Annotated in this window: 18 protein-coding genes and 1 tRNA gene; 7 read left to right on the forward strand and 12 right to left on the reverse strand. The window is 68.3% G+C overall.

The genetic code is table 11. The annotated features are described in order from the left end of the window. The first annotated feature begins 85 nt into the window (after nt 1–85). From L593_RS09200 to L593_RS16025, 3 genes are all read left to right on the forward strand, one after another. Nucleotides 86–1,252 (forward strand): glycosyltransferase-like protein, encoded by a 1,167-nt coding sequence (locus L593_RS09200; RefSeq protein WP_020446687.1) that lies wholly within the window; start codon nt 86–88, stop codon nt 1,250–1,252. Between the two features lie 147 nt (nt 1,253–1,399). Next, nucleotides 1,400–3,142 (forward strand): dihydroxy-acid dehydratase, encoded by a 1,743-nt coding sequence (ilvD, locus tag L593_RS09205; RefSeq protein WP_020446688.1) that lies wholly within the window; start codon nt 1,400–1,402, stop codon nt 3,140–3,142. Between the two features lie 377 nt (nt 3,143–3,519). After that, nucleotides 3,520–3,678, forward strand: a complete 159-nt coding sequence (locus L593_RS16025) for a hypothetical protein (RefSeq protein WP_020446689.1) — start codon at nt 3,520–3,522, stop codon at nt 3,676–3,678. 52 nt (nt 3,679–3,730) lie between these two features. On the opposite strand, the gene ggt is transcribed toward L593_RS16025, so the two are convergent. From ggt to L593_RS09245, 8 genes are all read right to left on the reverse strand, one after another. Further along, nucleotides 3,731–5,407: a gamma-glutamyltransferase gene (gene ggt / locus L593_RS09210; protein WP_020446690.1), complete on the reverse strand. Its 1,677-nt coding sequence runs from the start codon at nt 5,405–5,407 to the stop codon at nt 3,731–3,733. 393 nt (nt 5,408–5,800) lie between these two features. Further along, on the reverse strand, nt 5,801–6,046 hold the full coding sequence (locus L593_RS09215; protein WP_020446691.1) for a HalOD1 output domain-containing protein: 246 nt from the start codon (nt 6,044–6,046) through the stop codon (nt 5,801–5,803). Beyond that, on the reverse strand, nt 6,033–6,194 hold the full coding sequence (locus L593_RS16300) for a hypothetical protein (RefSeq protein WP_236608579.1): 162 nt from the start codon (nt 6,192–6,194) through the stop codon (nt 6,033–6,035). The genes L593_RS09215 and L593_RS16300 overlap by 14 nt, the downstream gene beginning before the upstream one ends. Before the next feature lie 645 nt (nt 6,195–6,839). Then, nucleotides 6,840–6,910 (reverse strand) — tRNA-Pro (locus L593_RS09225). A gap of 88 nt (nt 6,911–6,998) precedes the next feature. Continuing rightward, nucleotides 6,999–7,217, reverse strand: coding sequence for a hypothetical protein (locus tag L593_RS09230; RefSeq protein ID WP_020446693.1), 219 nt, complete (start codon nt 7,215–7,217; stop codon nt 6,999–7,001). A 73-nt stretch (nt 7,218–7,290) separates the two neighbouring features. After that, on the reverse strand, nt 7,291–7,686 hold the full coding sequence (locus L593_RS09235) for a Zn-ribbon domain-containing OB-fold protein (RefSeq protein ID WP_020446694.1): 396 nt from the start codon (nt 7,684–7,686) through the stop codon (nt 7,291–7,293). Continuing rightward, nucleotides 7,683–8,864 (reverse strand): thiolase domain-containing protein, encoded by a 1,182-nt coding sequence (locus L593_RS09240; protein ID WP_081638687.1) that lies wholly within the window; start codon nt 8,862–8,864, stop codon nt 7,683–7,685. The genes L593_RS09235 and L593_RS09240 overlap by 4 nt, the downstream gene beginning before the upstream one ends. Nucleotides 8,865–8,998: 134 nt before the next feature. After that, nucleotides 8,999–9,544 carry an inorganic diphosphatase gene (locus L593_RS09245; protein WP_020446696.1) on the reverse strand — a complete coding sequence of 182 codons (546 nt, stop codon included), beginning with the start codon at nt 9,542–9,544 and terminating at the stop codon, nt 8,999–9,001. 247 nt (nt 9,545–9,791) lie between these two features. On the opposite strand from L593_RS09245, the gene L593_RS09250 reads away from it, so the two are divergent. Continuing rightward, the gene (locus tag L593_RS09250; protein WP_020446697.1) at nt 9,792–10,151 is read left to right on the forward strand and encodes a PadR family transcriptional regulator; all 360 of its coding nucleotides are present in this window, start codon (nt 9,792–9,794) and stop codon (nt 10,149–10,151) included. Nucleotides 10,152–10,292: 141 nt separating this feature from the next. Here L593_RS09250 and L593_RS09255 read toward each other — a convergent pair whose 3' ends face one another. Both L593_RS09255 and rnhA read right to left on the reverse strand, forming a co-directional pair. After that, nucleotides 10,293–11,108 carry a hypothetical protein gene (locus L593_RS09255; RefSeq protein WP_020446698.1) on the reverse strand — a complete coding sequence of 272 codons (816 nt, stop codon included), beginning with the start codon at nt 11,106–11,108 and terminating at the stop codon, nt 10,293–10,295. Continuing rightward, nucleotides 11,101–11,697: a ribonuclease HI gene (gene rnhA / locus L593_RS09260; RefSeq protein ID WP_020446699.1), complete on the reverse strand. Its 597-nt coding sequence runs from the start codon at nt 11,695–11,697 to the stop codon at nt 11,101–11,103. The genes L593_RS09255 and rnhA overlap by 8 nt, the downstream gene beginning before the upstream one ends. A 175-nt stretch (nt 11,698–11,872) precedes the next feature. Here rnhA and L593_RS09265 point away from each other — a divergent pair, with 175 nt between their 5' ends. Together L593_RS09265 and L593_RS09270 are read left to right on the forward strand one after the other, a co-directional pair. After that, nucleotides 11,873–12,829 carry a transcription initiation factor IIB family protein gene (locus tag L593_RS09265; protein WP_020446700.1) on the forward strand — a complete coding sequence of 319 codons (957 nt, stop codon included), beginning with the start codon at nt 11,873–11,875 and terminating at the stop codon, nt 12,827–12,829. Between the two features lie 343 nt (nt 12,830–13,172). Continuing rightward, nucleotides 13,173–14,471 carry a M48 family metallopeptidase gene (locus L593_RS09270; protein WP_020446701.1) on the forward strand — a complete coding sequence of 433 codons (1,299 nt, stop codon included), beginning with the start codon at nt 13,173–13,175 and terminating at the stop codon, nt 14,469–14,471. 403 nt (nt 14,472–14,874) lie between these two features. On the opposite strand, the gene L593_RS09275 is transcribed toward L593_RS09270, so the two are convergent. Both L593_RS09275 and gltB read right to left on the reverse strand, forming a co-directional pair. Beyond that, complete coding sequence (locus tag L593_RS09275; protein ID WP_020446702.1) at nt 14,875–15,324, reverse strand: hypothetical protein; 450 nt, start codon at nt 15,322–15,324, stop codon at nt 14,875–14,877. Between the two features lie 66 nt (nt 15,325–15,390). Next, nucleotides 15,391–20,055 (reverse strand): glutamate synthase large subunit, encoded by a 4,665-nt coding sequence (gene gltB, locus L593_RS09280; RefSeq protein WP_081638688.1) that lies wholly within the window; start codon nt 20,053–20,055, stop codon nt 15,391–15,393. A 472-nt stretch (nt 20,056–20,527) separates the two neighbouring features. On the opposite strand from gltB, the gene L593_RS09285 reads away from it, so the two are divergent. Continuing rightward, complete coding sequence (locus L593_RS09285) at nt 20,528–21,511, forward strand: MBL fold metallo-hydrolase (RefSeq protein ID WP_081638771.1); 984 nt, start codon at nt 20,528–20,530, stop codon at nt 21,509–21,511. Nucleotides 21,512–21,608 lie beyond the last annotated feature (97 nt).

Raw genomic sequence — 21,608 nt, forward strand, 5'->3', positions numbered from 1 at the left:
CCCTTCCCACGGTACCCACCAGCCACTTCCGAGTTCGCTGCCGATTCCGCGGTGATTTAGGGCGTGCAACCCGGACGACTCCCCAATGGAGTACGTCCAGGAGCGGGTCGCGACGCTCCACGACTTCGCCGGGCACGTCCCCGACGCGCCGCTGTCCTCGACGGCGGTCGTCGTGCCGGTGATGCCCCGCGAGGTCGGGCGGCCCGCGGCCGAGCACACCTTCGAGACGCTGGCGGGCCACGACCTCGAATGCGTCGTGGTGCCGGTCCGCGCGCCGGCCGAGCGGATCGACGAGATTCGCGACTGGCTCGCGGGCTTCGATCTGCAAATGGAGCTGCTGTGGTGCAACGGGCCCGCTGTCGAGGAGCTGCTCGCGGACGCCGGCCTCGCGTACACCGGCGATAGCGCCGGCCCGGACAGTGCCCCCGCCGTCGGCAAGGGCGCGGACGTCTGGCTCGGCCTCGGCGTCGCCGCCGACCGCGGGGAGTACGTCGTCGTCCACGACGCCGACGCGACGAGCTACGACGCCGCCCACGTGCCGAAACTCGCCGCGCCGCTCGCGAACGCCGAGTGCTCGTTCACGAAGGGGTACTACGCCCGCGTCGAGGAGGACGGGCTCTACGGCCGGCTCTGCAGACTGTTCTACGAACCCCTGGTCGCCGCGCTCGAGGACCTCCACGACGAACCGACCGGCGACGCGAACGGTGGGATCGTCGACTACCTCGCTGCATTCCGCTACGCGCTGGCCGGCGAGTTCGGGGCGACGGCAGACGTGGTCCAGTCGATGCGCGCGCAGCGCGCCTGGGGCCTCGAGATCGGCACGCTCGGGGAGGCGTTCCGGCTCGCCGGTCCGGAGGGCTCCGCGCAGGTCGACCTGGGGATCCACCGCCACGACCACCGGAGCGTCGACGGCGAGGGCGGCCTCGCCTCGATGAGCGAGCAGGTCGGGGCGGCGCTGTTTCGCGCGTTGGCGGATCGGGGTATCGAGGTCGAGTACGATCAGCTGTGCGAGGCCTACCTCGCCCACGGCGATCGACTCGTCGCGCAGTACGCCGCCGACGCGGCGCACAACGGGCTGCCGTACGACCGGGAGGCGGAGCGCGACCAGGTCCGGGCGTACGTCGACGCGATCGCGCCGCCGGGACCGGATGCGCGGTTGCCGGCGTGGACGGACGCGTCGATCGAGCCAGCAGACGTGCTCGATGCCTCGACGCGGGCGCTGCGCAGTGCCGACGTGCTCCCGTCGCGGTAGCTGCCGGCTGCTCGATCGACGACGCGTTCGCGGCTGCCGGCACCCCGCGCCGACGCGGTCGTCCCACCTCATAGCAATCGCCGCGTCTGCCAGCAACGCCCGCGCCTTCGGGACGCTTTTTATCCCTCCACGACCCAGAGACGGACCATGAGTCAACAGCCCGAGCAGGGATCCCCCGAGACGCCCGAGAAGCGGGCGGACCTGCCGTCGACGGAAGTCACCGAAGGCTACGAGAAGGCGCCCCACCGCGCGATGTTCCGCGCGATGGGCTACGACGACGCGGACCTCTCCTCGCCGATGATCGGCGTCGCGAACCCCGCGGCGGACGTCACGCCGTGTAACGTCCACCTCGACGACGTGACGGCGTCGGCCTACGACGCCGTCGACGCCGGCGAGGGGATGCCAATCGAGTTCGGGACGATCACCATCTCGGACGCCATCTCGATGGGGACGGAGGGGATGAAGGCCTCCCTGATCAGCCGAGAGGTCATCGCGGACTCCGTCGAACTCGTCGCGTTCGGCGAGCGCATGGACGGCCTGGTCACCGTCGGCGGCTGCGACAAGAACATGCCGGGGATGATGATGGCGATGATCCGCACCGACCTCCCCAGCGCCTTCCTCTACGGCGGGTCGATCATGCCCGGCGAGCACGAGGGCCGGGAGATCACGATCCAGAACATGTTCGAGGGCGTCGGCGCGGTCGCGACCGGCGACATGAGCGAGGACGAACTCGTCGAGATGGAGCACGAGGCCTGTCCCGGCGCGGGCTCCTGTGGCGGGATGTTCACCGCGAACACGATGGCGAGCCTCTCCGAAGCGCTCGGGTTCTCGCCGCTGGGCAGCGCCAGCCCGCCCGCCGAGGACCAGGGGCGCTACGACGTCGCGAGCGAGACCGGCGAACTCGTCGTCGACGCCGTCGAGCGCGGCTGGTCGCCCTCGGACTTCCTCACCCGCGAGAGCTTCGAGAACGCCATCGCGCTGCAGGTCGCGATCGGCGGCTCTACGAACGCCGTGCTCCACCTGCTCGCGCTCGCCGCCGAGGCGGGCATCGACCTCGACATCGAGGACTTCGACGAGGTCTCCCGCCGGACCCCGAAGATCGCCGACCTCCAGCCCGGCGGCTCGAAGGTGATGAACGACCTCCACGAGGTCGGCGGCGTCCCGGTCGTCCTGAACGCGCTGTACGAGGGCGGCTACCTCCACGACGACGCGCTGACGGTCACCGGCAACTCGATCGCCGAGGAACTCGAGCGGATCGACCCGCCAGCGATCGAGGCCCTCGACGTCGACTTCCTCTACCCGGTCGACGACCCGATCCACGAGGAGGGCGCGATCAAGATCCTCACCGGCTCCCTCGCGCCGGATGGCGCCGTACTGAAGGTAACTGCCAAGGACGGCACGATGCACCACGAGGGGCCAGCCCGCGTGTTCGAAGACGAGGAGGGCGCGATGGAGTACGTCCAGGAGGGGAACGTGGACACCGGTGACGTGATCGTCGTCCGTAACGAGGGGCCGCGCGGCGGTCCCGGGATGCGCGAGATGCTCGGCGTCACCTCCGCGGTCGCCGGGCAGGGCCACTCCGAGGACGTCGCGCTCATCACCGACGGCCGCTTCTCCGGCGCGACGCGGGGCCTCTCGATCGGCCACGTCGCCCCGGAGGCCCACGACGGCGGCCCGATCGGTCTGCTGGAGGACGGCGATCACGTGACGATCGACGTCCCCGACCGCGTGCTCGACGTCGACGTGCCCGAGGAGGAACTCGACGCCCGCCGCGAGGACTGGACCCCACCCGAACCGAACTACGAGAGCGGCGTCCTCGCGAAGTACGGCGCGCTCTTTGGCTCCGCTGCCAACGGCGCGATCACGAACCCCGGCGCGCGCAGCGACTGAGTCGACCACCGCTGAGAGCCGGCGGCGCAGCCGCCGACCGCACACTGATTTTGACGTTCTACCGGGGTTTCGCGAGAGTCGGATAACCATCATTGGGTGGGACTGGAAGGGGCCGCCCGCTCGCCGAAGCTGACGAAGGTGAGCCGAGCGGAGCGAGGCGAACGTCGAAAGACGAGCGAAGCGAAGTCTTTCGGAATAAGCACTGGAGCGAAGGAGCGGAGCGACTGAGCGAAGCGCGCAACGAGTCAGCGGGGGCGAGCGGGCGGGGGCTTCCAAGCGGTTCTGCGGGTCGAGCTAGCCAGCAACGTCTCCATCGATCCTTAGCGGGCCAATCTATTAGTCCGATCCAATCGAAGTTCATAGCGGTGATCCCCGCCATGAGTGCCCCTGCAGCAGAACCCGCGACGCTGGTCTGTCACGCGTGCCGATTCAGCGCACCCGCCGGCGACGAGTGGGACAAAATCGAGGTGACGGGCGTCGGAACGATGACGCGCTGTCCGAAGTGTGGCAGCACGCGGGTCGAGCACAAACGCTGACTGGAACCGACGACCTGAGCAGCAACCCGGACGACGGTTCCGGACCGACCGCTCAGTACCCGGCCACCTGTCCGTCCTTCCGTGGCTCGGTCGCGCCCGAGAGCGTTCCATCCTGGTTCCGGACGATCTGTGCGCCGCCGAAGAGTGCCGGTGGCAGGATCCCCACGTCGTGGCCCTTCCGGACGAGTTTCGTCGCCACGCCGTCGTGTAGTCGCTCCTCGACCGCCAGCGACCCGTCCTCGCGGTAGCGCCATCGCGGCGCGTCGAGGGCGGCCTGGAGCGGCATCTCGTAGTCGAGGATATTCGAGAGCACCTGGACGTGGCCCTGGGGCTGCATGTAGCCACCCATGACGCCGAAGGCGGCCCAGTCGTCTTCGTCGAGTTTCGCGACGGCGGGAATCAGCGTGTGGAAGGGCCGTTTGCCGGGCTCCAGGCGGTTCGGGTGCTCGGGATCGAGCGAGAACGAGGCGCCGCGGTTCTGGAGTGCGATGCCGGTGTCGCCGGCGACGAGCCCGGAGCCGAAGCCGTGGAAACGGGAGTTGATGAAGGAGACGACGTTGCCCTCGGCGTCGGCGGCACAGAGCAACGCGGTGTCGGCGTCCTCGGCGGGGTCGTGGCCGGTGGAGTTCCCTCCTCCGGCGCTGGCGTCCCTCGGAAACCCGATGTCGGCGTCCTCGATCGCCAAATCCCCGATCTCCGCTGCTCGCTCGGCGGCGTACCGCTTCGAGGCGAGGTCGGGCACGTCCTCGAATTCGGGGTCAGTGACGTAGTGGTGGCCGTCGACGAACGCGAGCTTCATCGCCTCCGCGAAGGCGTGGACCCGTTCGGCCGAGTCGTAGGGATGGTCGCCGGCGTCGACCTCGCTCGCCAGATTGAGCGCTTCGAGCGTGAGGAGCCCCTGGTTGTTTGGTGGGAGCTCGTAGACCTCCGCACCATGGTACTCCGTGGAGACGGGGTCGGGCCACTCGACTGCGAAGTCGGCGAGGTCGTCGGTCGTGAGAAACCCGCCCTGTTCCTGGACCTCCGCAGCGATCTCCTCGCCGATCGCGCCCTCGTAGACGGCGTCCGCGCCCTCCGCGGCGATCCGCTCCAGCGATCGGCCGAGCTTCGGGAGGGTGACCTCCTGCCCGACGCCCGGGGCCTCGCCGTCGAAGAGGTACGCCTCGCGAGCGTGCTCGTCGGTGAACCGGTCCTCGCCGTGTTGCCACTGCGCGGAGACGACCTCGGTGACGGGGTAGCCGTCGACGGCGTAGCGGATCGCGGGCTGGAGCGTCTCCGCGAAATCGAGCCGTCCAAGCTCCTCGACGGTCGCCTCCCAGCCCCGCGCCGTTCCGGGAACGGTGACGGCGTGCGGCCCGAACTCCGGCATCGTCGCGTTCGCGGGATCGGAGACCTCCGGCTGCTCCGGCGCGCCCCGGCCCTCCGCGACGGCCTCCCGGACGTTCTCGATGGTCGCGTCCGCTGGCGCACCCCCGCAGGCCCGCATCGCGCCGACGTCGCCGTCGGCGGTCCGGTAGAGCGCGAAGACGTCGCCGCCGAGGCCCGTCGAGGTCGGCTCGACGACGTTGAGCGCGGCGGCGGTGGCGACCGCGGCGTCGAAGGCGTTGCCGCCCTGGCGCATGGTTTCGACGCCAGCCTCCGCGGCGAGCGGCTGGCTCGTTGCGACGATGCCTTCCGGGGCGTAGACGGTGGAGCGGCGGGAGCCGAAGGCGTCGACGTCGGGTTCCATGAGCGAGTGATCGCACTGAAATCGGATAGTGCTGTGGGAAGGCGAGGGCTCCGGATGCCAGCGGTGAAGAGCGTCGTCGAGCCGGTGGCAGCGGCGACGTGCGTCGTCGCACGAGTGGGACGCTGTCGCGGTCGTCCGATTCCGGGGATCCCCGTTCGGACGCGCCGCCGTTCGACGGCGAGCGCCACCTGGCCGGTCCGAGCGGACGCCTGGGACGACTGCCGAATCTCGTTGGGTGGTGCACTGCCACGGACTCGTCTCGCTCACTTGCTGCAGGTGCGACTGGGAGTCAGCACCGATCGACGGCACCTGCCTGCGACTTGCAATGGGTAGCGGAGTACAGCGAGCGTGCTCAGTCGGCGCGACGCGGTGGATCAACTCCTGGGTATCGTACTAGCTGACCGACGCATCGTGGGTGTACGCAACTCCGTCGACGAAAATCCGGGACTCGTGGGTGACCGTGATCTGGTGGTCGGCGAACTGGAACGTGAGGCTCCACTCCCCTCCCTCGTGCTCGCACAGTTTCTGCAGTACTTCCGGGTACATGTACTCGTACACCGGATCGACGTCGGTTACCTCCACCCCGTCGGCGGCGGCCACCGCGTCGACGACCCTGGCGACGATGTCAGTTTCTGCCATTTTCCACCCACTCCTGGAATATCTTGCAGTTGTCGATCAGGGGCCTGGGCAGGTCGTCGACCGACTCGGTCACCATCCGAATGATGGTTGCGGGTTCCTCGAACCGCGGCCCACGCTGGACGACGAACGGGTCCTCCTCCCACTGCACGTACCCTGCCCTCGCGAGCAACGGGAGGTGGTGATGGCGCAACTTGATGCGCAGAGTCTCGGAATCCATCGGTTGGTTCGGCGATTCGGCGGCATCGGGCAACGGAAGCCGGCGCTCTTTCGGTTCCTCCAGCAGCGACGCAATGATCATCCGACGCGTTTCGGCCGCGAGAGCGCTGTAGAGTTGATCCCACCGCTCGGACCATTCCGGATTACCAGATGGACTGAGCGACATAACTCCCCTTCCGACGCCGTCTACTTCATCGTTTGTAGGGTACGACCCCGTTCGGCGACCCCATCGCGAGACGCGCTCGTCAAATTCTCCGCGATCGCTACACTCCATCGGAGGGCGAGGAGTACACCGCGCCACCGAGTTCGCGCACCGATCGAACAACGTGCGGTCGTTTTTCCCCACGTTTTACGATGAGTAGTTCCCGCAGCAAACCGACTGCTCGCGAGGAAACCCGACGAAGGAAAATGTGGAAGTGGGACCAGCGGAAGACTCGCTCCGCTCGCATTCCGAGGTCCAAATTCTCTGCAGTCGCTCACGTACGTTCGCTCCGCAGAGAATATCGGACCGCCGAGAACTCGCTTCGCTCGTTCTCGTGCTCCTATTTTCCCCACCCGTCGCTCGGGATGTGGAAAATGGGACCGCCGAGACTCGAACTCGGGTCCGACGCACCCCATGCGCCGAGGATACCACTACCCTACGGTCCCGCGTATCGAGAAAATCGGGCTCGGCAATTAAGGGTGTCGAACCAGGGGCGTCGAACGCGAGACGGGCGCGGGTCCCAGGGGTATGTGATCACGTCCTGCCCACGGTGAACCACAGGGAGACGATCATCGAGGAGCCGATTGCACCGCCGGCGGCGCCCACGATCGGATCGACGCCGGCGCTGGGGCCGAGCAGGTAGCCCAGCGCGAGACCGAGGGGATCGAGGACCGCAGAGAAGACGATCAGCTGCTGTGCGGCGGGGAGGGCCTGGAACCGATAGAGCAACGACATGCGATCCGTCGTTCGCACCAGTTCGGTACAAACGCGCGGTCGGGTTGCAGGCTCTGCGACGCGCCGAAAGGCACGGCAACCGATCGGGCGGTCAGCCGAACACGGGTGCGGGGCCGAGGTCGCCCTCGTAGACGTCCGTCAGCGCCACGGAGTCGCCGATGGCGAACTCGTCGGTGAGTCGGGCGAGCACCTTCGCCTCCCCGAGGTCCACCAGTGCAACGGTGTAGGGTCCGTCGAAATCCGCGGGTGCGATCTCGATCCGGGTGCGCGCCCAGACCTCGCCTTCGGTCGGAAGCTCGATCCGGTCGAGGTCCCGGGAGCCACACCGTGCGCAGGCGGCCTTCGGCGCAGCGGTGGCGTGGCCGCAGTCGCCACAACGCTGGCCGAGAATGGTTTCGTCCTCCCAGAGGGATCGGCGCCACTCCTCGTAGCTCGGATCGGTCGCGCCCGCCGGTCGGTCACCGCCGTCGGTCTGTGGCGCGGTCATGCTCCCACCTCCAGGATCGAGACGATCGTCGTGGCGGTGTCGCCACCCAGGTTGTGCGCGAGGCCGACCTCGGGATCCTCGACCTGGCGGTCGCCGGCGTCTCCTCGGAGCTGCGTGACGAGTTCGACGATCTGGGCGGCCCCAGTCGCGCCGATCGGGTGGCCCTTGGCCTTCAGGCCGCCGCTGGGGTTGACGGGGAGTTCGCCCCCGATACGGGTCCGGCCCTCGGCGGCCGCCGGGCCGCCCTCTCCTCGATCGAAGAAGCCCAGCGCCTCCGTCGCGAGGATCTCCGCGCCGGTGAAGCAGTCGTGGAGTTCGACGACGTCGACGTCGCCGGGACCGACGCCCGCGGCGTCGTAGGCCTGTTCGGCGGCGTCGCGTGCGGCCTGGGTGACGCCCGGCTCGATCTTGTCTGCGATCGGGACGATATCCGTCGCGTGACCGACGCCCTGCACTGCGATCGGTTCCCCTCCGCCGTCGGCGTGTGCGCGCTCGGCAGTCTCCTCGTTCGTGACGACGAGCGCCGCCGCGCCGTCGCTGAACGGACAGCAGTCGTAGAGGCGGAACGGCGAGGCGACCACGGGGCTGTCGAGCACGTCCTCGACGGTGATCTCGCGCCCGTGCTGGGCGTCGGGATTGAGCGAGCCGTGGAAGTGGTTCTTCACGGCCACCTCGGCGAGGTGCTCCTCGGTCGTCCCGAACTCGTGCATGTGGCGATCGGTCAGGAGGCCGAACACGCCCGGGAAGGACAGTCCGACGGGCTGTTCGTACAGCTCGTGCATCGCCGTCGCGAACTGGGTCGTCATCTCGGCGGTGTCGATGCCGGTCTCGGGGGTGCAGCGCTCGACGCCACCGACGAGGACCGCCTCGTGGCGCCCAGATTCGACGGCCTCGACGGCGTGCTTGAACGCGTTCGAGGAGGTCGCGCAGGCGTCCTCGAAGCGCTGGCAGGGGATCCCCGCGAGCCCGACGTGGCTGGCCAGCTGCGGCGCGAGGTGGCTCGCGTGCTCGATCTGCCCGCCCATCGCGTTGCCGAGGTAGAAGGCGTCGATCGCGTCGCGCTCGATCTCCGAATCGTCCATCGCCGCGAACGCGGCTTCCCCGAAGAGTTCCGCCAGCGGTCGGTCGTGGGCGTCGAAGCGCGTCATGCCGACGCCCACGACGTGTGGCTGTGACATGGTCGACCGTTAGGAATCCCGCGAGAAAACGGTGGCGTTCGACGATCGGTGGGTGGTACGGTTGCCCCCGGCGCTGTCGCTCGGTCGCGACCGCGTCGACCGACGAACGGTGACGGATGAAACAGCGAGGCGGCTCAGTTGCGCGGGCTGTCGAAGTGCTCGTCGTAGAGCTCCATCGAGTGCTCGATGGCGTCCTTGGCGGCGTCGGCGTCCTCCCAGCCCAGCGTCTCGACTTCCTTGCCCTCCTCGAGGTTCTTGTAGGTCTCGAAGAACTCGGCGATCTCGGCCTTCTGCTGGTCGGTGAGGTCCTCGACGTCCTGGACGTGGTCGTAGCGTGGGTCCTCGGTGGGGACGGCGATGACCTTGTCGTCCTGCTCGCCGTCGTCGTCCATGCCCATCAGCGCGACGGGGCGGGCCTCGATGACGCACCCGGGGAACGTCTGGTCCTCGACGAGGACGAGCACGTCGAAGGGGTCCTCGTCGTCGTAGTACGACCGGGGGAGGAAGCCGTAGTCGCTCGGGTAGTGGACGTTGGAGTGCAGGACGCGATCGAGCACCACGCCGGGCACGTCCTTGTCGTACTCGTACTTGTTTCGCTCGCCCTTGAGACACTCGACGACCGCGTAGATCTCCTCGGGCGGGTTCGGCCCCGTCTCGAGGTCTTCCCAGAGATTGACCATGCGGTCCGAAATCGGCCCAGATTCCAGATAGTCCTTTTCATCGCGGGCGCGGTCGTCTCGACCGCGAATCTCGTTCGCTACGGCGCCACTTTCCCCATAATCGTCAGTGAGTATTCAGGACGGAGTCGGACCGAACGCGGAGGAAAATTCGCAAGCAGCGAGCCCATTTGTGGTCCAGTCACAATGGTCGTCGCCACGTCGTGTTTCAAACACGAATATTAAGTAATGTGCTCACAACAGTGCATCCATGGCAGAGGCCCAGGCGGTGGACGGTGCGACGGCACGCGATCTGACTGCGTTCCAGCGACACATCCTGACGATCCTGGCCGAGGAGCCGATGTACGGACTCGCGATCAAGCGCGAACTCGAGGCGTACTACGACGACGAGGTCAATCACGGTCGCCTCTACCCCAACCTCGACGACCTCGTCGAGATCGGCTTCGTCTCCAAGAGCGAACTCGACAAGCGCACGAACCAGTACGAGCTGACCGACGCCGGCTACGCCGCCGTAATCGACCAGCTCACCTGGTCGCTCGACCGGATCGTCACCGACGAGCAACGGGCCGACGAGGTCCGCGCGATCGTCGACGACGCACTCGAACAGTAAACGACTCCGTCGGGCGCCGTCCGGCGTTCCGACGGAACGTCCCCGCCTTCCGGCACCGGCCTCCACTCCGACGATCACCACTGCCGAGCAGTACCTATAGTCCTCCGTACGGCAAGCTGCATCCAGCGAGTGGTCCGCTCCTCAGGATTCCTCCGACGATCTGCCCGGCATGGGCACCTCCAGCTCCTCGTAGACGAGTTCCAGCGACCGGTCGAGCGACGCACGCTGCTCGTCGGTCGGCCAGACGTTCCGCGGGTAGTACTCCTCGCGGAACCACGCGAGTTCGTCGGCCGTCACCGCCGCGATCGGTTTGGCGTGGTGGTTCGAGACGTACGTCGCGAAGGCCTCGGCGTTGGCGCCGTGGTCCTCGCCGTGGGACTCGCGGATCGCCTCGACGACGGCATCGTTCTTGCCAGCCACGGCGTCCCAGGCTTCGGGATCGCCGGCGGCACCGAGGTGGACCTCCGCGGCGCGGTCGACCGTCTCGATCTCGGCGGGATCGATCGACCCCTCGCCGTCCAGCCACTCGACCGGGTGACAGACGAGCGTGGGACCGTCGGCGTCGCCGGCGGCACCACCAGCCCCGGTGTCAGTATCCTCGCGCACGTGGGCGGCGTAGTCGTGCTCGGCGAGGAGCGTCGCCCGTCGCTCGCGGTACGCCTCGGTCTCCGCGTCGTCGGGCACGCGGCGAGCCAGTCGGGTGAGCCGTTCTGCCTCGTCGATCGCTTCCTGGGGCAGGTCGGGTTCGACGTCCTCGTCGCCGCGCTCGGGCGGCGTCACGGGGTCGACGTCGACGGTGGACTCGCCGGAGTACGGCGCGACGCGCTGGTCGAAGGGATCCGCCGGAGCGTCGGCAGCGGGCTGGTCGTCCGCCTCGAAGTCGTCCGGTTCGGCCGTCGCTTGGTCCGGTTCGTCGCCGTCGTTCGGTTCGTTGCTGGGTCCGCCGTCTTCAGGCATCGTCGAGGGCCTCGTTGGCGAGCGCGTCGGCGCGGTCGTTGAGTTCGCGGGGGACGTGCTGGAGGACCCACTCGTCGAAGCTCTCGAGCAGCTCCATCGCGCGGACCCGGCGCTCCCTGAGCTCCGGGACGTTCACGTCGTACTCGCCCCGGAGCTGTTTGAGCACGAGTTCGGAGTCGCCGTACACGTCGACGTCGTCGAAGCCGTAGCTCTCGGTGACCTCCAGCGCGCGGATCAGCGCCTCGTACTCCGCGCGGTTGTTCGTGGTGCTGCCGATCGTCTCGCCGCCCTCCGCGACGATCCCGCCGTCGTTGGCGATCACGTAGCCGATCGCCGCCGGACCGGGGTTGCCGCGGCTCGCACCGTCGAAATAGACTTCCGCGGCGCCGCCCTCGTCTTCGGCGAGGACGGCCTGCACGTCGCTCGGACGGGATCCCTGGATCACGACCTTGTCGTCGTAGGCGACCGCCGTCGCCTCACCGAGCGTCGCGCGCCAGCGCTCGTGCTCGGTGTTGCCGGACTCGACGGTCGCGCCGGCCTCGGCGAGCCTGGCTCGCGCGCGCTCCACGTCGCACTCCAGTACGGGCATTGAGCGCAGGTGAGGGGTTCTGGCTGAAAACGTTTCCGTTCGGCCGTCAGAATGCCGTTGGCAATGTCGCAGCGGGCGGGGACTCGGGAAAATTCCGGCGCTTTCTGACCTCGGAGTAGCCAACGGATACCGGCGCAAGGTTCAAGTGTGGAGATCATACTACTATAAAAGTGCGATGACACGGTCTACCCGCCAACGGGAGCGCGAGACGGAGCAATCTTCTGAGGAAGAGACCGTACGGGAGTGTCCCGAGTGTGGTTCCGAGGATCTCGTCAAGAGTTCCGACCGGGGCGAACTCGTCTGTGACGACTGTGGGCTGGTCGTCGAAGAAGAGCAGATCGACCCCGGCCCCGAGTGGCGGGCGTTCAACCACCAGGAACGTCAGGAGAAATCGCGGGTGGGCGCGCCGACCACCCAGACGATGCACGACAAGGGCCTGACGACGACCATCGACTGGAAGGACAAGGACGCCTACGGCCGCTCCATCTCTTCGAAGAAGCGCAGCCAGATGCACCGCCTGCGGAAGTGGCAAGAGCGCATCCGAACCAAGGACGCCGGCGAACGCAACCTCCAGTTCGCCCTCTCCGAGATCGACCGGATGGCCTCCGCGCTGGGCGTGCCCCGTTCCGTACGGGAGGTCGCCTCCGTGATCTACCGCCGGGCGCTCAAGGAGGACCTTATCCGCGGCCGATCGATCGAGGGCGTCGCCACGGCCGCCCTCTATGCCGCCTGCCGCAAGGAGGGCATCCCGCGCAGCCTCGAGGAGATTTCGGAGGTCTCGCGGGTCGAGCGCAAGGAGATCGGCCGTACCTATCGCTACATCTCCCAGGAACTCGGCCTGGAGATGAAGCCCGTCGACCCCAAGAAGTACGTCCCGCGGTTCTGCTCGGAACTCGAACTCAGCGAAGAGGTCCAGTCCAAGGCCAACGAGATCATCGAGAAGACCGCCGAGGAGGGCCTGCTGTCGGGCAAGTCGCCCACGGGCTACGCCGCCGCGGCGATCTACGCCGCCTCCCTGCTCTGTAACGAGAAGAAGACCCAGCGCGAGGTCGCCGACGTCGCGCAGGTCACCGAGGTCACGATCCGCAATCGGTACCAGGAGCAGATCGAGGCGATGGGGATCCACAGCTAGGCGTTCGCGTTTGCTCGATCGCGCACGGCACCGCTCACAGACCAGCTCCGTTCACTCCCGTTCGTTCTCGCCCCGGTTTCTAGCGAGTAGCTTGGGGTGATTCTTTCTGGGCGATCATCTGTTCCGCAAACATAGCCTCGAAAGCCCCGGCCGGCTACGCCACCGTCGGAGCAAGCTCCGACGAGTGTGACGTCGAGAGTCGCAGCCCGCGCAGAAGCGTAGCGACGAGCAGGAACGTCTCTCGGAAGTCGAGAGCGCGGGGGCTTTCGAGGCTGCATCGACAGACAAGCCGCTGTTCGATCAAATCGCAGCAGTTTCCCGGCTCGCACGCCAGATAGCCGGTATGCTCGCCGCACACGTCGTCCTGGTCGGGCTCCTCGTGGGGACGACCGCGCTCTTCTCGGCGCTCTCGATCCTGAACGTCCGCTACGGTGCCCGGGCGATCCGGGAGAACGCCGACTGGCTCGCCGAAGAACTGGGCGTCGAGGATCCGGAGGAGATCCTCGGCTACCAGCGCGCCCGCACCGGCGCATCCCTGCTCCAGACGTGGGTCTCCCTCGCGCTCCTGCTCGGGGCGCTCTACGCGGGCGTGTTCACCGCCGCCGTCGACGCGCTCGCTGACACCGGTCTCGACCCGATCCTCCAGGGCGTCGTCTTCGTCGGCGGCCTGCTCGTCGCCCAGCGCGTCGTCGTCGTGCCCTTCTCGGCGTACTCGACGTTCGCGATCGAGGAGATCTTCGGCTTCAACGAGCAGTCGCCGCGGCTCTGGCTCAAGGACCAGCTCCTCGGCCTCGCCATCGGGCTCGTCATCGTGCTCCCGCTCGCGGGCGTCCTCTTCTGGCTCATCGAGACGTTCGCGACGCCGATCTGGGTCGGCGCGGGCTGGGCGCTCGTGATCGGCGTCGGGCTGCTGATGCAGATCCTCTACCCCCGCGTCATCGCGCCGCTGTTCAACGACTTCGAGCCGCTGGAGGACGAGGCGGCCCGCGAGGCGATCGAGGACCTCTTCGAGCAGGCCGGCTTCGCCGCTTCCGGCATCTACACGATGGACGCGAGCCGGCGCTCGACGCACCTCAACGCCTACTTCATCGGCTTCGGCTCGACGAAGCGCGTCGTCCTGTTCGACACCCTGCTCGAGGAGCTCTCGACGCCGGAACTCGAGGGCGTCCTCGCCCACGAGCTCGCCCACTGGAAGTTCAACCACATCTGGAAGCGCGTCGGCGCCAGCGCCCTCCAGATGGGCGTGGTGTTCGCCGTGTTCGGCTGGCTGCTCGGGACCGACTGGGTGCCCGAACTGTTCTCCCTGCCCGCAGAAGCGACCTACGCGCACCTGATCGTCGCCCTGCTGTTCGTCTACCCGATCCTCGAACTCTCCGCGCCCCTGTTGAACCAGCTCTCCCTCGCCCACGAGCGCGAGGCCGACGGCTACGCCGTCGACCAGCTCGGCGCCGCGGAGCCGATGGTCGGCGCGCTCGCGACGCTCGCCAGCGAGAACCTCGCGAACCCGTTCCCCCATCCCTGGTACGCCGCGTTCACCCAGAGCCACCCGCCGATCCCCGAGCGGATGCGGCTCGTGCGGGAGCGGGTGAGCGAGGGTAGTGGGGACGTGTCGGTCGATGCGGAGCCTGCGGCAGACGACTGATTTTTGCAGTGCTTGCCCTTGCTTAGACGCTCACAATCACCAATCTCAGCCCTCAAACGTTTCGGGACGCACGCCTCGAAAGCCCTCGGCGCGCTCGCGCACGCTCCGCCGGATATCCTCACTCGCATACGCTCGTTCGGATAGGGCCGGCTGAGCCGCCGCGACCCCGCCTCGCCCTTTCAGTCCACCAGGAGGCCGGATGCGCAGTGGGCTTTCGCTCCTGAGATGCCTGGTGGACTGAAAGGGCGACCCCGTCTCGCGCGTCGCTGAGTGGCCCCTATCTGAGCGAGCGACGCGAGCGAAGATATGTCACTCAGCGGCCGCGAGCGGGTGAGGGCTTTCACTTGCTGCTGATTGTCGCCTCGCGAAGCGCGATAGAAGCCTTCTGATGAACGCCCCAAATTCAAGACTCGTTCTCAGAGCGACGAATCGACCGCTCCGGCCCGGACTGGAACCTGCCGACCAGGCTGCCGCCGAGGTAGCCAAAGAGGAGGAAGAAGGGTCCGAAGACGGCGACGTCGGCGATCGCCCCGACCACGCCGAGGAAGGCGAACTCGTAGACGCTGTCGCCGGCCTTCGGGAACGCACTCAGCCAGAACGCCCGGAAGACGACGAGCGCGGGGAACAGGAGGACGAGCCCCGCCACCACCGAGACGAGGCCTTCGGTCGAGGACTGCGAGTAGTACCCGCCGCGCAGTCCCGCGGCGACGCCGGCGAACAGGCTCGCAGCGAGGAGGTAGCCCGGTCGCTGGAAGCCGAAGAGTCCGATCACGCCGCCGATCACGAAGACGACTGCACCCACCAGTATCGGACCGCGTTCGACGTCGAAGCTGGGAGCGAGGGAGTCGGCCATCGTGTGCCGACCCTCGTCCACGTGGATGATAAAAAGCGGGTACTGCCGAGCGTTCTGCGGCGGCAGTTAGTCGTCGCTCGCGGCCAGCCCGGAGTCGCCCGTCGGCGTGGGTTCCGCCGCGGGTTCCGGCAGGTGGTCTCGCACGTCTTCGGCGTCGTTCTCCACCAGGACCCGGGAGTAGGCCTCGGGCATGACCTTCACGAACTGGTCGACGACGGTCTCCCAGTCGGCAAGGAGTTCGTCGGCGCGGTCGCTGCCGGTGTAGGCGGCGTGGTTCTCGACGAGGCGGCGGAGCATGGCCTCGTCGCGTTCGGAGAGGTCGCGGTCGAGTTCGACCATCCCGGTGTTGAGTCGGTCGTCGAAGTCGCCGTCGCCGTCGAAGACGTAGGCGATGCCGCCGGACATGCCAGCGGCGAAGTTTCGCCCGGTGTCGCCCAGCACCGCGACGACGCCGCCGGTCATGTACTCACAGCCGTGGTCGCCGACGCCCTCGACGACGGCGCGGACGCCGGAGTTCCGGACGGCGAACCGCTCGCCAGCGACGCCGTTGACGTACGCCTCGCCCTGGGTCGCGCCGTAGAGTGCGACGTTGCCGATCGCGACGTTCTCGGTCGGGTCGTAGCCGGCGTCGGCGGGCGTCGAGACGGTGATCTTGCCGCCGGAGAGCCCCTTGCCGACGTAGTCGTTCGCGGTGCCGGTGAGGTGCATCGAGACGCCCGACGTGAGGAACGCGCCGAAGCTCTGGCCCGCCGTCCCGTCGAGGTCGACGGAGATCAGGTCGTCGGGCAGGTCGTCGCCGCCGTGTTCCTTCACGACCGCGTTCGAGAGCGTCGCGCCGACCGCCCGGTCCGCGTTCGAGATCTCGGCGTCGAGCGTGACGGCCTGGCCGTCCTCGATCGCGGGCTCGGCGTCGTCGATGAGGTCCCAGTCGAGCTGTTCGTCGACCTCGTGGGTCTGCTCGCGGACCTTCCGGCGCTGGTCCCCTGCGGGCTCGGCGAGGACCTCCGAGAGGTCGACGTTCTTGGCCTTGGGGTGCTCGACGTCGTCGCGCTGGTCGAGGAGGTCGACGCGGCCGACGAGTTCGTCGACGGTCTCGATTCCCAGCTCCGCCATGATCTCGCGGAGCTCCTGGGCGATGAACGTCATGTAGTTCACGACGTGCTCGGGCTGGCCGGGGAAGCGCTCCCGGAGCTGCTCGCGCTGAGTGGCGACGCCGACCGGGCAGGTGTTCTTGTGACACTGCCGGGCCATGACGCAGCCGCCGGTCACCAGCGCCGCGGTCCCGAAGACGTACTCCTCGGCGCCGAGCATCGCGGCGACGGCGACGTCACGGCCGGTCTTCATCCCGCCGTCGGCGGAGACGCGGATGCGATCGCGGAGCTCCGTCTCCACGAGCATCTGGTTCGCCTCGGCGAGGCCGAGCTCCCAGGGGAGGCCGGCGTTCTTGATCGAGGTCTTCGGCGAGGCGCCGGTCCCGCCGGAGTGCCCGGAGATGTGGACGACGTCGGCGTTGGCCTTCGCGACGCCCGCCGCGATGGTGCCGATGCCGGCCTCGGCGACGAGCTTGACGTTGATGTCGGCCTCCGGATTGGCGGCCTTCAGGTCGTGAATCAGCTGCTTGAGGTCCTCGATCGAGTAGATGTCGTGCAGCGGCGGCGGCGAGATGAGTCCGACGCCCTCCGTCGCGTAGCGCACGTGGGCGATCATCTCGTTGACCTTCTTGCCGGGCAGGTGCCCGCCCTCGCCGGGCTTGGAGCCCTGCGCCATCTTGATCTGGAGTTCGTCCGCGGAGGTGAGGTAATGCGAAGTGACGCCGAAGCGGCCCGACGCGACCTGCTTGACGTTGCACTCCTTCTCCGTGCCGAAGCGCTCGGGCGGCTCGCCGCCCTCGCCGGTGTTCGACTTCGCACCCAGCCGGTTCATCCCCATCGAGTTGCACTCGTGGGCCTCCGGCGAAATCGAACCGAGGCTCATCGCGGCGGTGGAGAAGCGCTGGACGATCTCGTGGACGGGCTCGACCTCCTCGATCGGAATGCTCTCGCGATCCTCGTCGTCGAACTCGAGGAGGCCGCGCAGCGTCTGGAGCGTGTCGCCCTGGTCGTTGATCAGTTCCGCGAACTCGGTGTAGGTCTCGTAGTCGCCGGTGCGGACCGCTCGCTGGAGCGTGCCGACGGTCTCGGGGTTCCACTGGTGGTGGATACCGTCGGAGCGATGTTCGAACTCGCCGTAGCGGTCGATGTCGGCGTCGGTCCAGGCCGCGGCGTGGCGATCGAGGAGGTCCATCTCGATCTCGGGGAGGCCGATGCCGCCCGTGCGGTTCTCGGTGCCCTCGAAGTACTCCGCGACGAAGTCCGAATCGAGCCCCACGGCCTCGAAGATCTGGGCGCCCTGGTAGCTCTCGACCGTCGAGATGCCCATCTTCGCCATCGTCTTCAGCAGGCCGTCCTCGATCGCACCGACGTACGCGGCGATCGCCTCGTCGAGGTCCGCGCCGTCCTCGCCGGCGACGAGGTCGGCGATCGTCTCGAACGCGAGGTAGGGGTTCACCGCGTCGGCGCCGTACCCAACGAGCGTCGCGACGTGGTGGACCTGCCGGGGGTCGCCGGACTCGACGACGAGTCCCACGTGGTTGCGCAGTCCGTTCCGAACGAGGTGGTGGTGGACTGCGCCGGTCGCGAGCAGGCTCGGGATCGGCACCCGGTCCTCGCCGGTGTTCCGATCGGAGAGCACGACGACGTCGACGCCGTCCCTCGCGGCAGCGGTCGCCTCCTCGCGGACGCGCTCGACCGCTTCCTCCAGCGCGGCACCGTACTCGCCATCGAAGGTGAGCACGTCTGGCTCGGGGTCGGGTGCGTCGTCTGCGTTCTCGACAGCCGCCTCGTCGACCGCCCCGTCGTGGGGCGGCTCGTAGGTGACGTCGACGACCCGCGAGGTGAGGCCGTTCTCGTCGAGGTCCCTGATCGCGGCCGTCTCCGCGTCGGTCAGCACGGGCGAGTCCGCCACCAGCTGGTTCGCGTGCTTCGGGGACTCGTCGAGGAGGTTGCGCTGGAACCCGAGTCGGGTCTCCATCGAGGTGACGAGTTCCTCGCGAATGTAGTCCAGCGGCGGGTTGGTGACCTGCGCGAACAGCTGCTTGAAGTACGTAAAGAGCGGGCGATTGTAGTCCGAGAGCACCGACAGCGGCGTGTCGTCGCCCATCGAACCGATCGGGTCCTTGCCCGCCTTCATCATCGGCTCGATGAGGTTCTCGAGTTCGTCGTGGCTGTAGCCGAAGGTCGCCTGGCGCTCGCGGAGGTCCGTCGGCCCGCCGTCGTCGGCGCTGGCGTTCGCGGGTTCGAGGTCGTCGCTCGCGACGGTCTCGAGGTCGACCTGCTGGTCGGCGACCCACTCGCCGTAGCGGTCGTCGGTGAGGTCCTCGAAGACCTCCTCGTCGGGGACGATGCGGCCAGCCTCGGGGTCGGCGAGGAAGCACTGGCCGGGCTGGAGCCGACCGCGCTCGACGATGTCGCCGAAGTCCGGTTCGAGCGCGCCGGCCTCGCTGGCCATGATCAGGGTGTTGTCCCCGGTCACGTCGTACCGGCAGGGTCGCAGCCCGTTGCGGTCGAGGACGGCGCCGACGCGGTCGCCGTCGGTGGCGGCGACCAGCGCGGGGCCGTCCCAGGGCTCGACCAGAGAGGCGTGGAAGTCGTACCACTCGCGGCGCGCCTCGTCCATGGCCTCGTCGCCGCGCCACGCCTCGGGGATGAGCATCCGGAGGGCGTGGGGCAGGTCGCGACCGCCCTCCATCAGGAGTTCGAGGGCGTTGTCGACGCTCGCGGTGTCGGACTGCTCGGGGTCGTTGATGACGGGTTCGATGGCCTCGAGGCCGTCCTCGTCGAGCACGTCGCTCTCGAGGTCGGTCTCGCGGGCCCGCATCCAGTTGATGTTGCCCTGGATGGTGTTGAACTCGCCGTTGTGGATGATCCCGCGGTAGGGATGGGCGAGGTGCCACGCGCCGAGGGTGTTCGTGGAGAAGCGGGCGTGGACCATCGCGAAGGTCGAGCGCATCCGCTCGTCGGTGAGGTCGGGGTAGTAATCCGCGACCTGGTCGCCCTTGAGGAGGCCCTTGTAGACGACCGTCTTGCGGTCCAGGGAGACCACGTAGAACCGCTCGTGGCCCGCGGGCTGCTCGTCCTCGACCGTCGTCTCGAGGTCGCGTCGGCCGACGTAGAGCGCGCGGTCGAACCCGTCGAGGTCGATCTCGCCGTTCGTTTCGAGATCGCCAGCGGGTGCGACGAACGCCTGCGCGACGACGGGTTCGGAGTCGAGCGCCGTCGCGCCGAGGTCGGCGTTGTCGGTGGGGACCGTCCGCCAGGCCAGCACGTCGAGGTCGTGGGCAGCGAGTTCGGCTTCGACGAGGTCGGTGAGGTCGTCGCGGGCCGCCTCGGACTGCGGGAGGAAGAAGGAGCCGACCGCGTAGATATCGGGGAGGTCGACGTCGACGACGTCGGTGAAGAACGCGTCGGGACGCTGGATGAGGACGCCAGCGCCGTCGCCGGTGTTCTCCTCTGCGCCGGTCGTGCCGCGATGTTCGAGGTTCTCGAGGAGCGTGAGACCGTCGGCGAGTACGTCGTGGCTGGTCCCCCCGTCGAGGTCCATCACGACCCCGACGCCGCAGTTCGAGCGCCCGTCCCGGGGGTCTGCGAGCCCGCGGGCGCGAGCGCTATCCGCCGCTGCATGTGGCTGGGTCATACACGCAGGTGGCCGCTCATCCGATAAGAGGGTGACCCTAAACGGCTAAATGGATCATAATGTCATATAAGGTTCCTTAAGCTGTTTCAATACCTGGCCGCTTCTGCACATATCCGTTCGCTCGTGACCGTTCGTCCACTCGACTGGCGCCGTATCGCTGCCCGGCGTTCGCCGCTCCCTCGGCCGACCTCCGCCGCTCCACCGTCCAGCGCCCGCCGCTTCGCCGACTGGCGTCCGGCGCTCCACCGCCTAGCGTTCGCCGTTCCACCGTCCAGTGCCCGCCGCCCGCCGCTCCGCAGCCCAAAGGCCCCGTTCCGTCGACCGCCGCCCGCCGCTTCATCGTCAGGCGTTCATCGCTCCACAGCCCGTGCCCGCCGTTCCGTTCCCTGGTGTCCGAAGCTCCCCATCCGTGCTCGGTTTCGTCGCGTCCGCCACCGTGAGCGGTTTGTCGTCGGGGCGCCTCGAGACGAGCGTGCACGCGATTCGCCTCGACAACGCCGTCTTCGAGGGCGACAACGTCGTCTACCTGCTCGACCCGCGGGAGGGCCCGACGACGCTGATCGACGCGGGCGTCCCGACCGAACCCGTCCGCGAGGATCTCCGCGCCGGACTCGCCGACGCCGGCGTCGCCATCGCCGACCTCGATCGGATCCTGCTCACGCACTGGCACTGGGACCACTCTGGCCTCGCCGGCGAACTCCAGGCCGACAGCGGCGCCGACGTGTTCGTCCACGAGGACGACGCGCCGCTCGTCGACGGGAGCGGCCGCACGGACTACCAGGACCTCCAGCGCCGACTGTTCGAGCGCTGGGGGATCCCAGAGGCGCCACTCGCGGAACTCACCGGCTTCCTCGAGGGGCACGACAGTCTCGCCGGGGAGCCAGCGGACGTCACGACGTTCACCCACGGCGAGCGATTCCCGCTCGGCGCCGGCAGTGCGCCGACGGACGACGGCGATGCTGACGAGGACGTCCTCCGCGCCATCCACTTGCCCGGCCACGCCGCCGGACTCACTGCCTACGCATTCGAGCGCCGCGCCGAGGCGTTCGTCGGCGACGTGATCCTCCCGAAGTACACTCCGAACGTCGGCGGCGCGGACCCTCGCGTCGAGCGCCCCCTCGCCACCTACCGATCCAGCCTCCGGTGGCTCGCCGCGACCGACCTCGACCGCGCCTTCCCGGGCCACCGCGACCCGATCGACGATCCCGCGACGCGCGCCGAGGAGATCCTCACCCACCACGAGGAGCGCACGGAGCGGACCCGCGACGCCGTCGACGCCCTCGGCCCGGCGACGCCCTGGGAGATCGCCGCCGAACTGTTCGGCGGCCTCTCGAACATCCACATCATGCACGGCCCCGGCGAGGCGTGGGCGCACCTCGAAGCGCTCGTCGAAGACGGCGAGGTCGAGCGGAGCGACGACGACGCCGTGACGCGCTATCGCCTGGCTAGGCAGTAGTATCGCCTCGCTGGGAGTAGCACCACCTCGCCGAACAGTAGGATCGTCCTACTTCGGCCGGGCTGCTGCCGCGTCTCGGCACGAATGTTCCACTCCT

It is taken from the genome of Salinarchaeum sp. Harcht-Bsk1 (assembly GCF_000403645.1).
Classification (GTDB): Archaea; Halobacteriota; Halobacteria; order Halobacteriales; family Salinarchaeaceae; genus Salinarchaeum.

Coding starts and splice junctions, on each gene's coding strand:
- L593_RS09200 (WP_020446687.1), top strand. CDS start 86: ATGGAGTACGTCCAGGAGCGGGTCGCGACGCTCCACGACTTCGCCGGG.
- ilvD (WP_020446688.1), top strand. CDS start 1,400: ATGAGTCAACAGCCCGAGCAGGGATCCCCCGAGACGCCCGAGAAGCGG.
- L593_RS16025 (WP_020446689.1), top strand. CDS start 3,520: ATGAGTGCCCCTGCAGCAGAACCCGCGACGCTGGTCTGTCACGCGTGC.
- ggt (WP_020446690.1), bottom strand. CDS start 5,407: ATGGAACCCGACGTCGACGCCTTCGGCTCCCGCCGCTCCACCGTCTAC.
- L593_RS09215 (WP_020446691.1), bottom strand. CDS start 6,046: ATGGCAGAAACTGACATCGTCGCCAGGGTCGTCGACGCGGTGGCCGCC.
- L593_RS09235 (WP_020446694.1), bottom strand. CDS start 7,686: ATGACCGCGCCACAGACCGACGGCGGTGACCGACCGGCGGGCGCGACC.
- L593_RS09240 (WP_081638687.1), bottom strand. CDS start 8,864: ATGTCACAGCCACACGTCGTGGGCGTCGGCATGACGCGCTTCGACGCC.
- L593_RS09245 (WP_020446696.1), bottom strand. CDS start 9,544: ATGGTCAATCTCTGGGAAGACCTCGAGACGGGGCCGAACCCGCCCGAG.
- L593_RS09250 (WP_020446697.1), top strand. CDS start 9,792: ATGGCAGAGGCCCAGGCGGTGGACGGTGCGACGGCACGCGATCTGACT.
- L593_RS09255 (WP_020446698.1), bottom strand. CDS start 11,108: ATGCCTGAAGACGGCGGACCCAGCAACGAACCGAACGACGGCGACGAA.
- rnhA (WP_020446699.1), bottom strand. CDS start 11,697: ATGCCCGTACTGGAGTGCGACGTGGAGCGCGCGCGAGCCAGGCTCGCC.
- L593_RS09265 (WP_020446700.1), top strand. CDS start 11,873: ATGACACGGTCTACCCGCCAACGGGAGCGCGAGACGGAGCAATCTTCT.
- L593_RS09270 (WP_020446701.1), top strand. CDS start 13,173: ATGCTCGCCGCACACGTCGTCCTGGTCGGGCTCCTCGTGGGGACGACC.
- L593_RS09275 (WP_020446702.1), bottom strand. CDS start 15,324: ATGGCCGACTCCCTCGCTCCCAGCTTCGACGTCGAACGCGGTCCGATA.
- gltB (WP_081638688.1), bottom strand. CDS start 20,055: ATGACCCAGCCACATGCAGCGGCGGATAGCGCTCGCGCCCGCGGGCTC.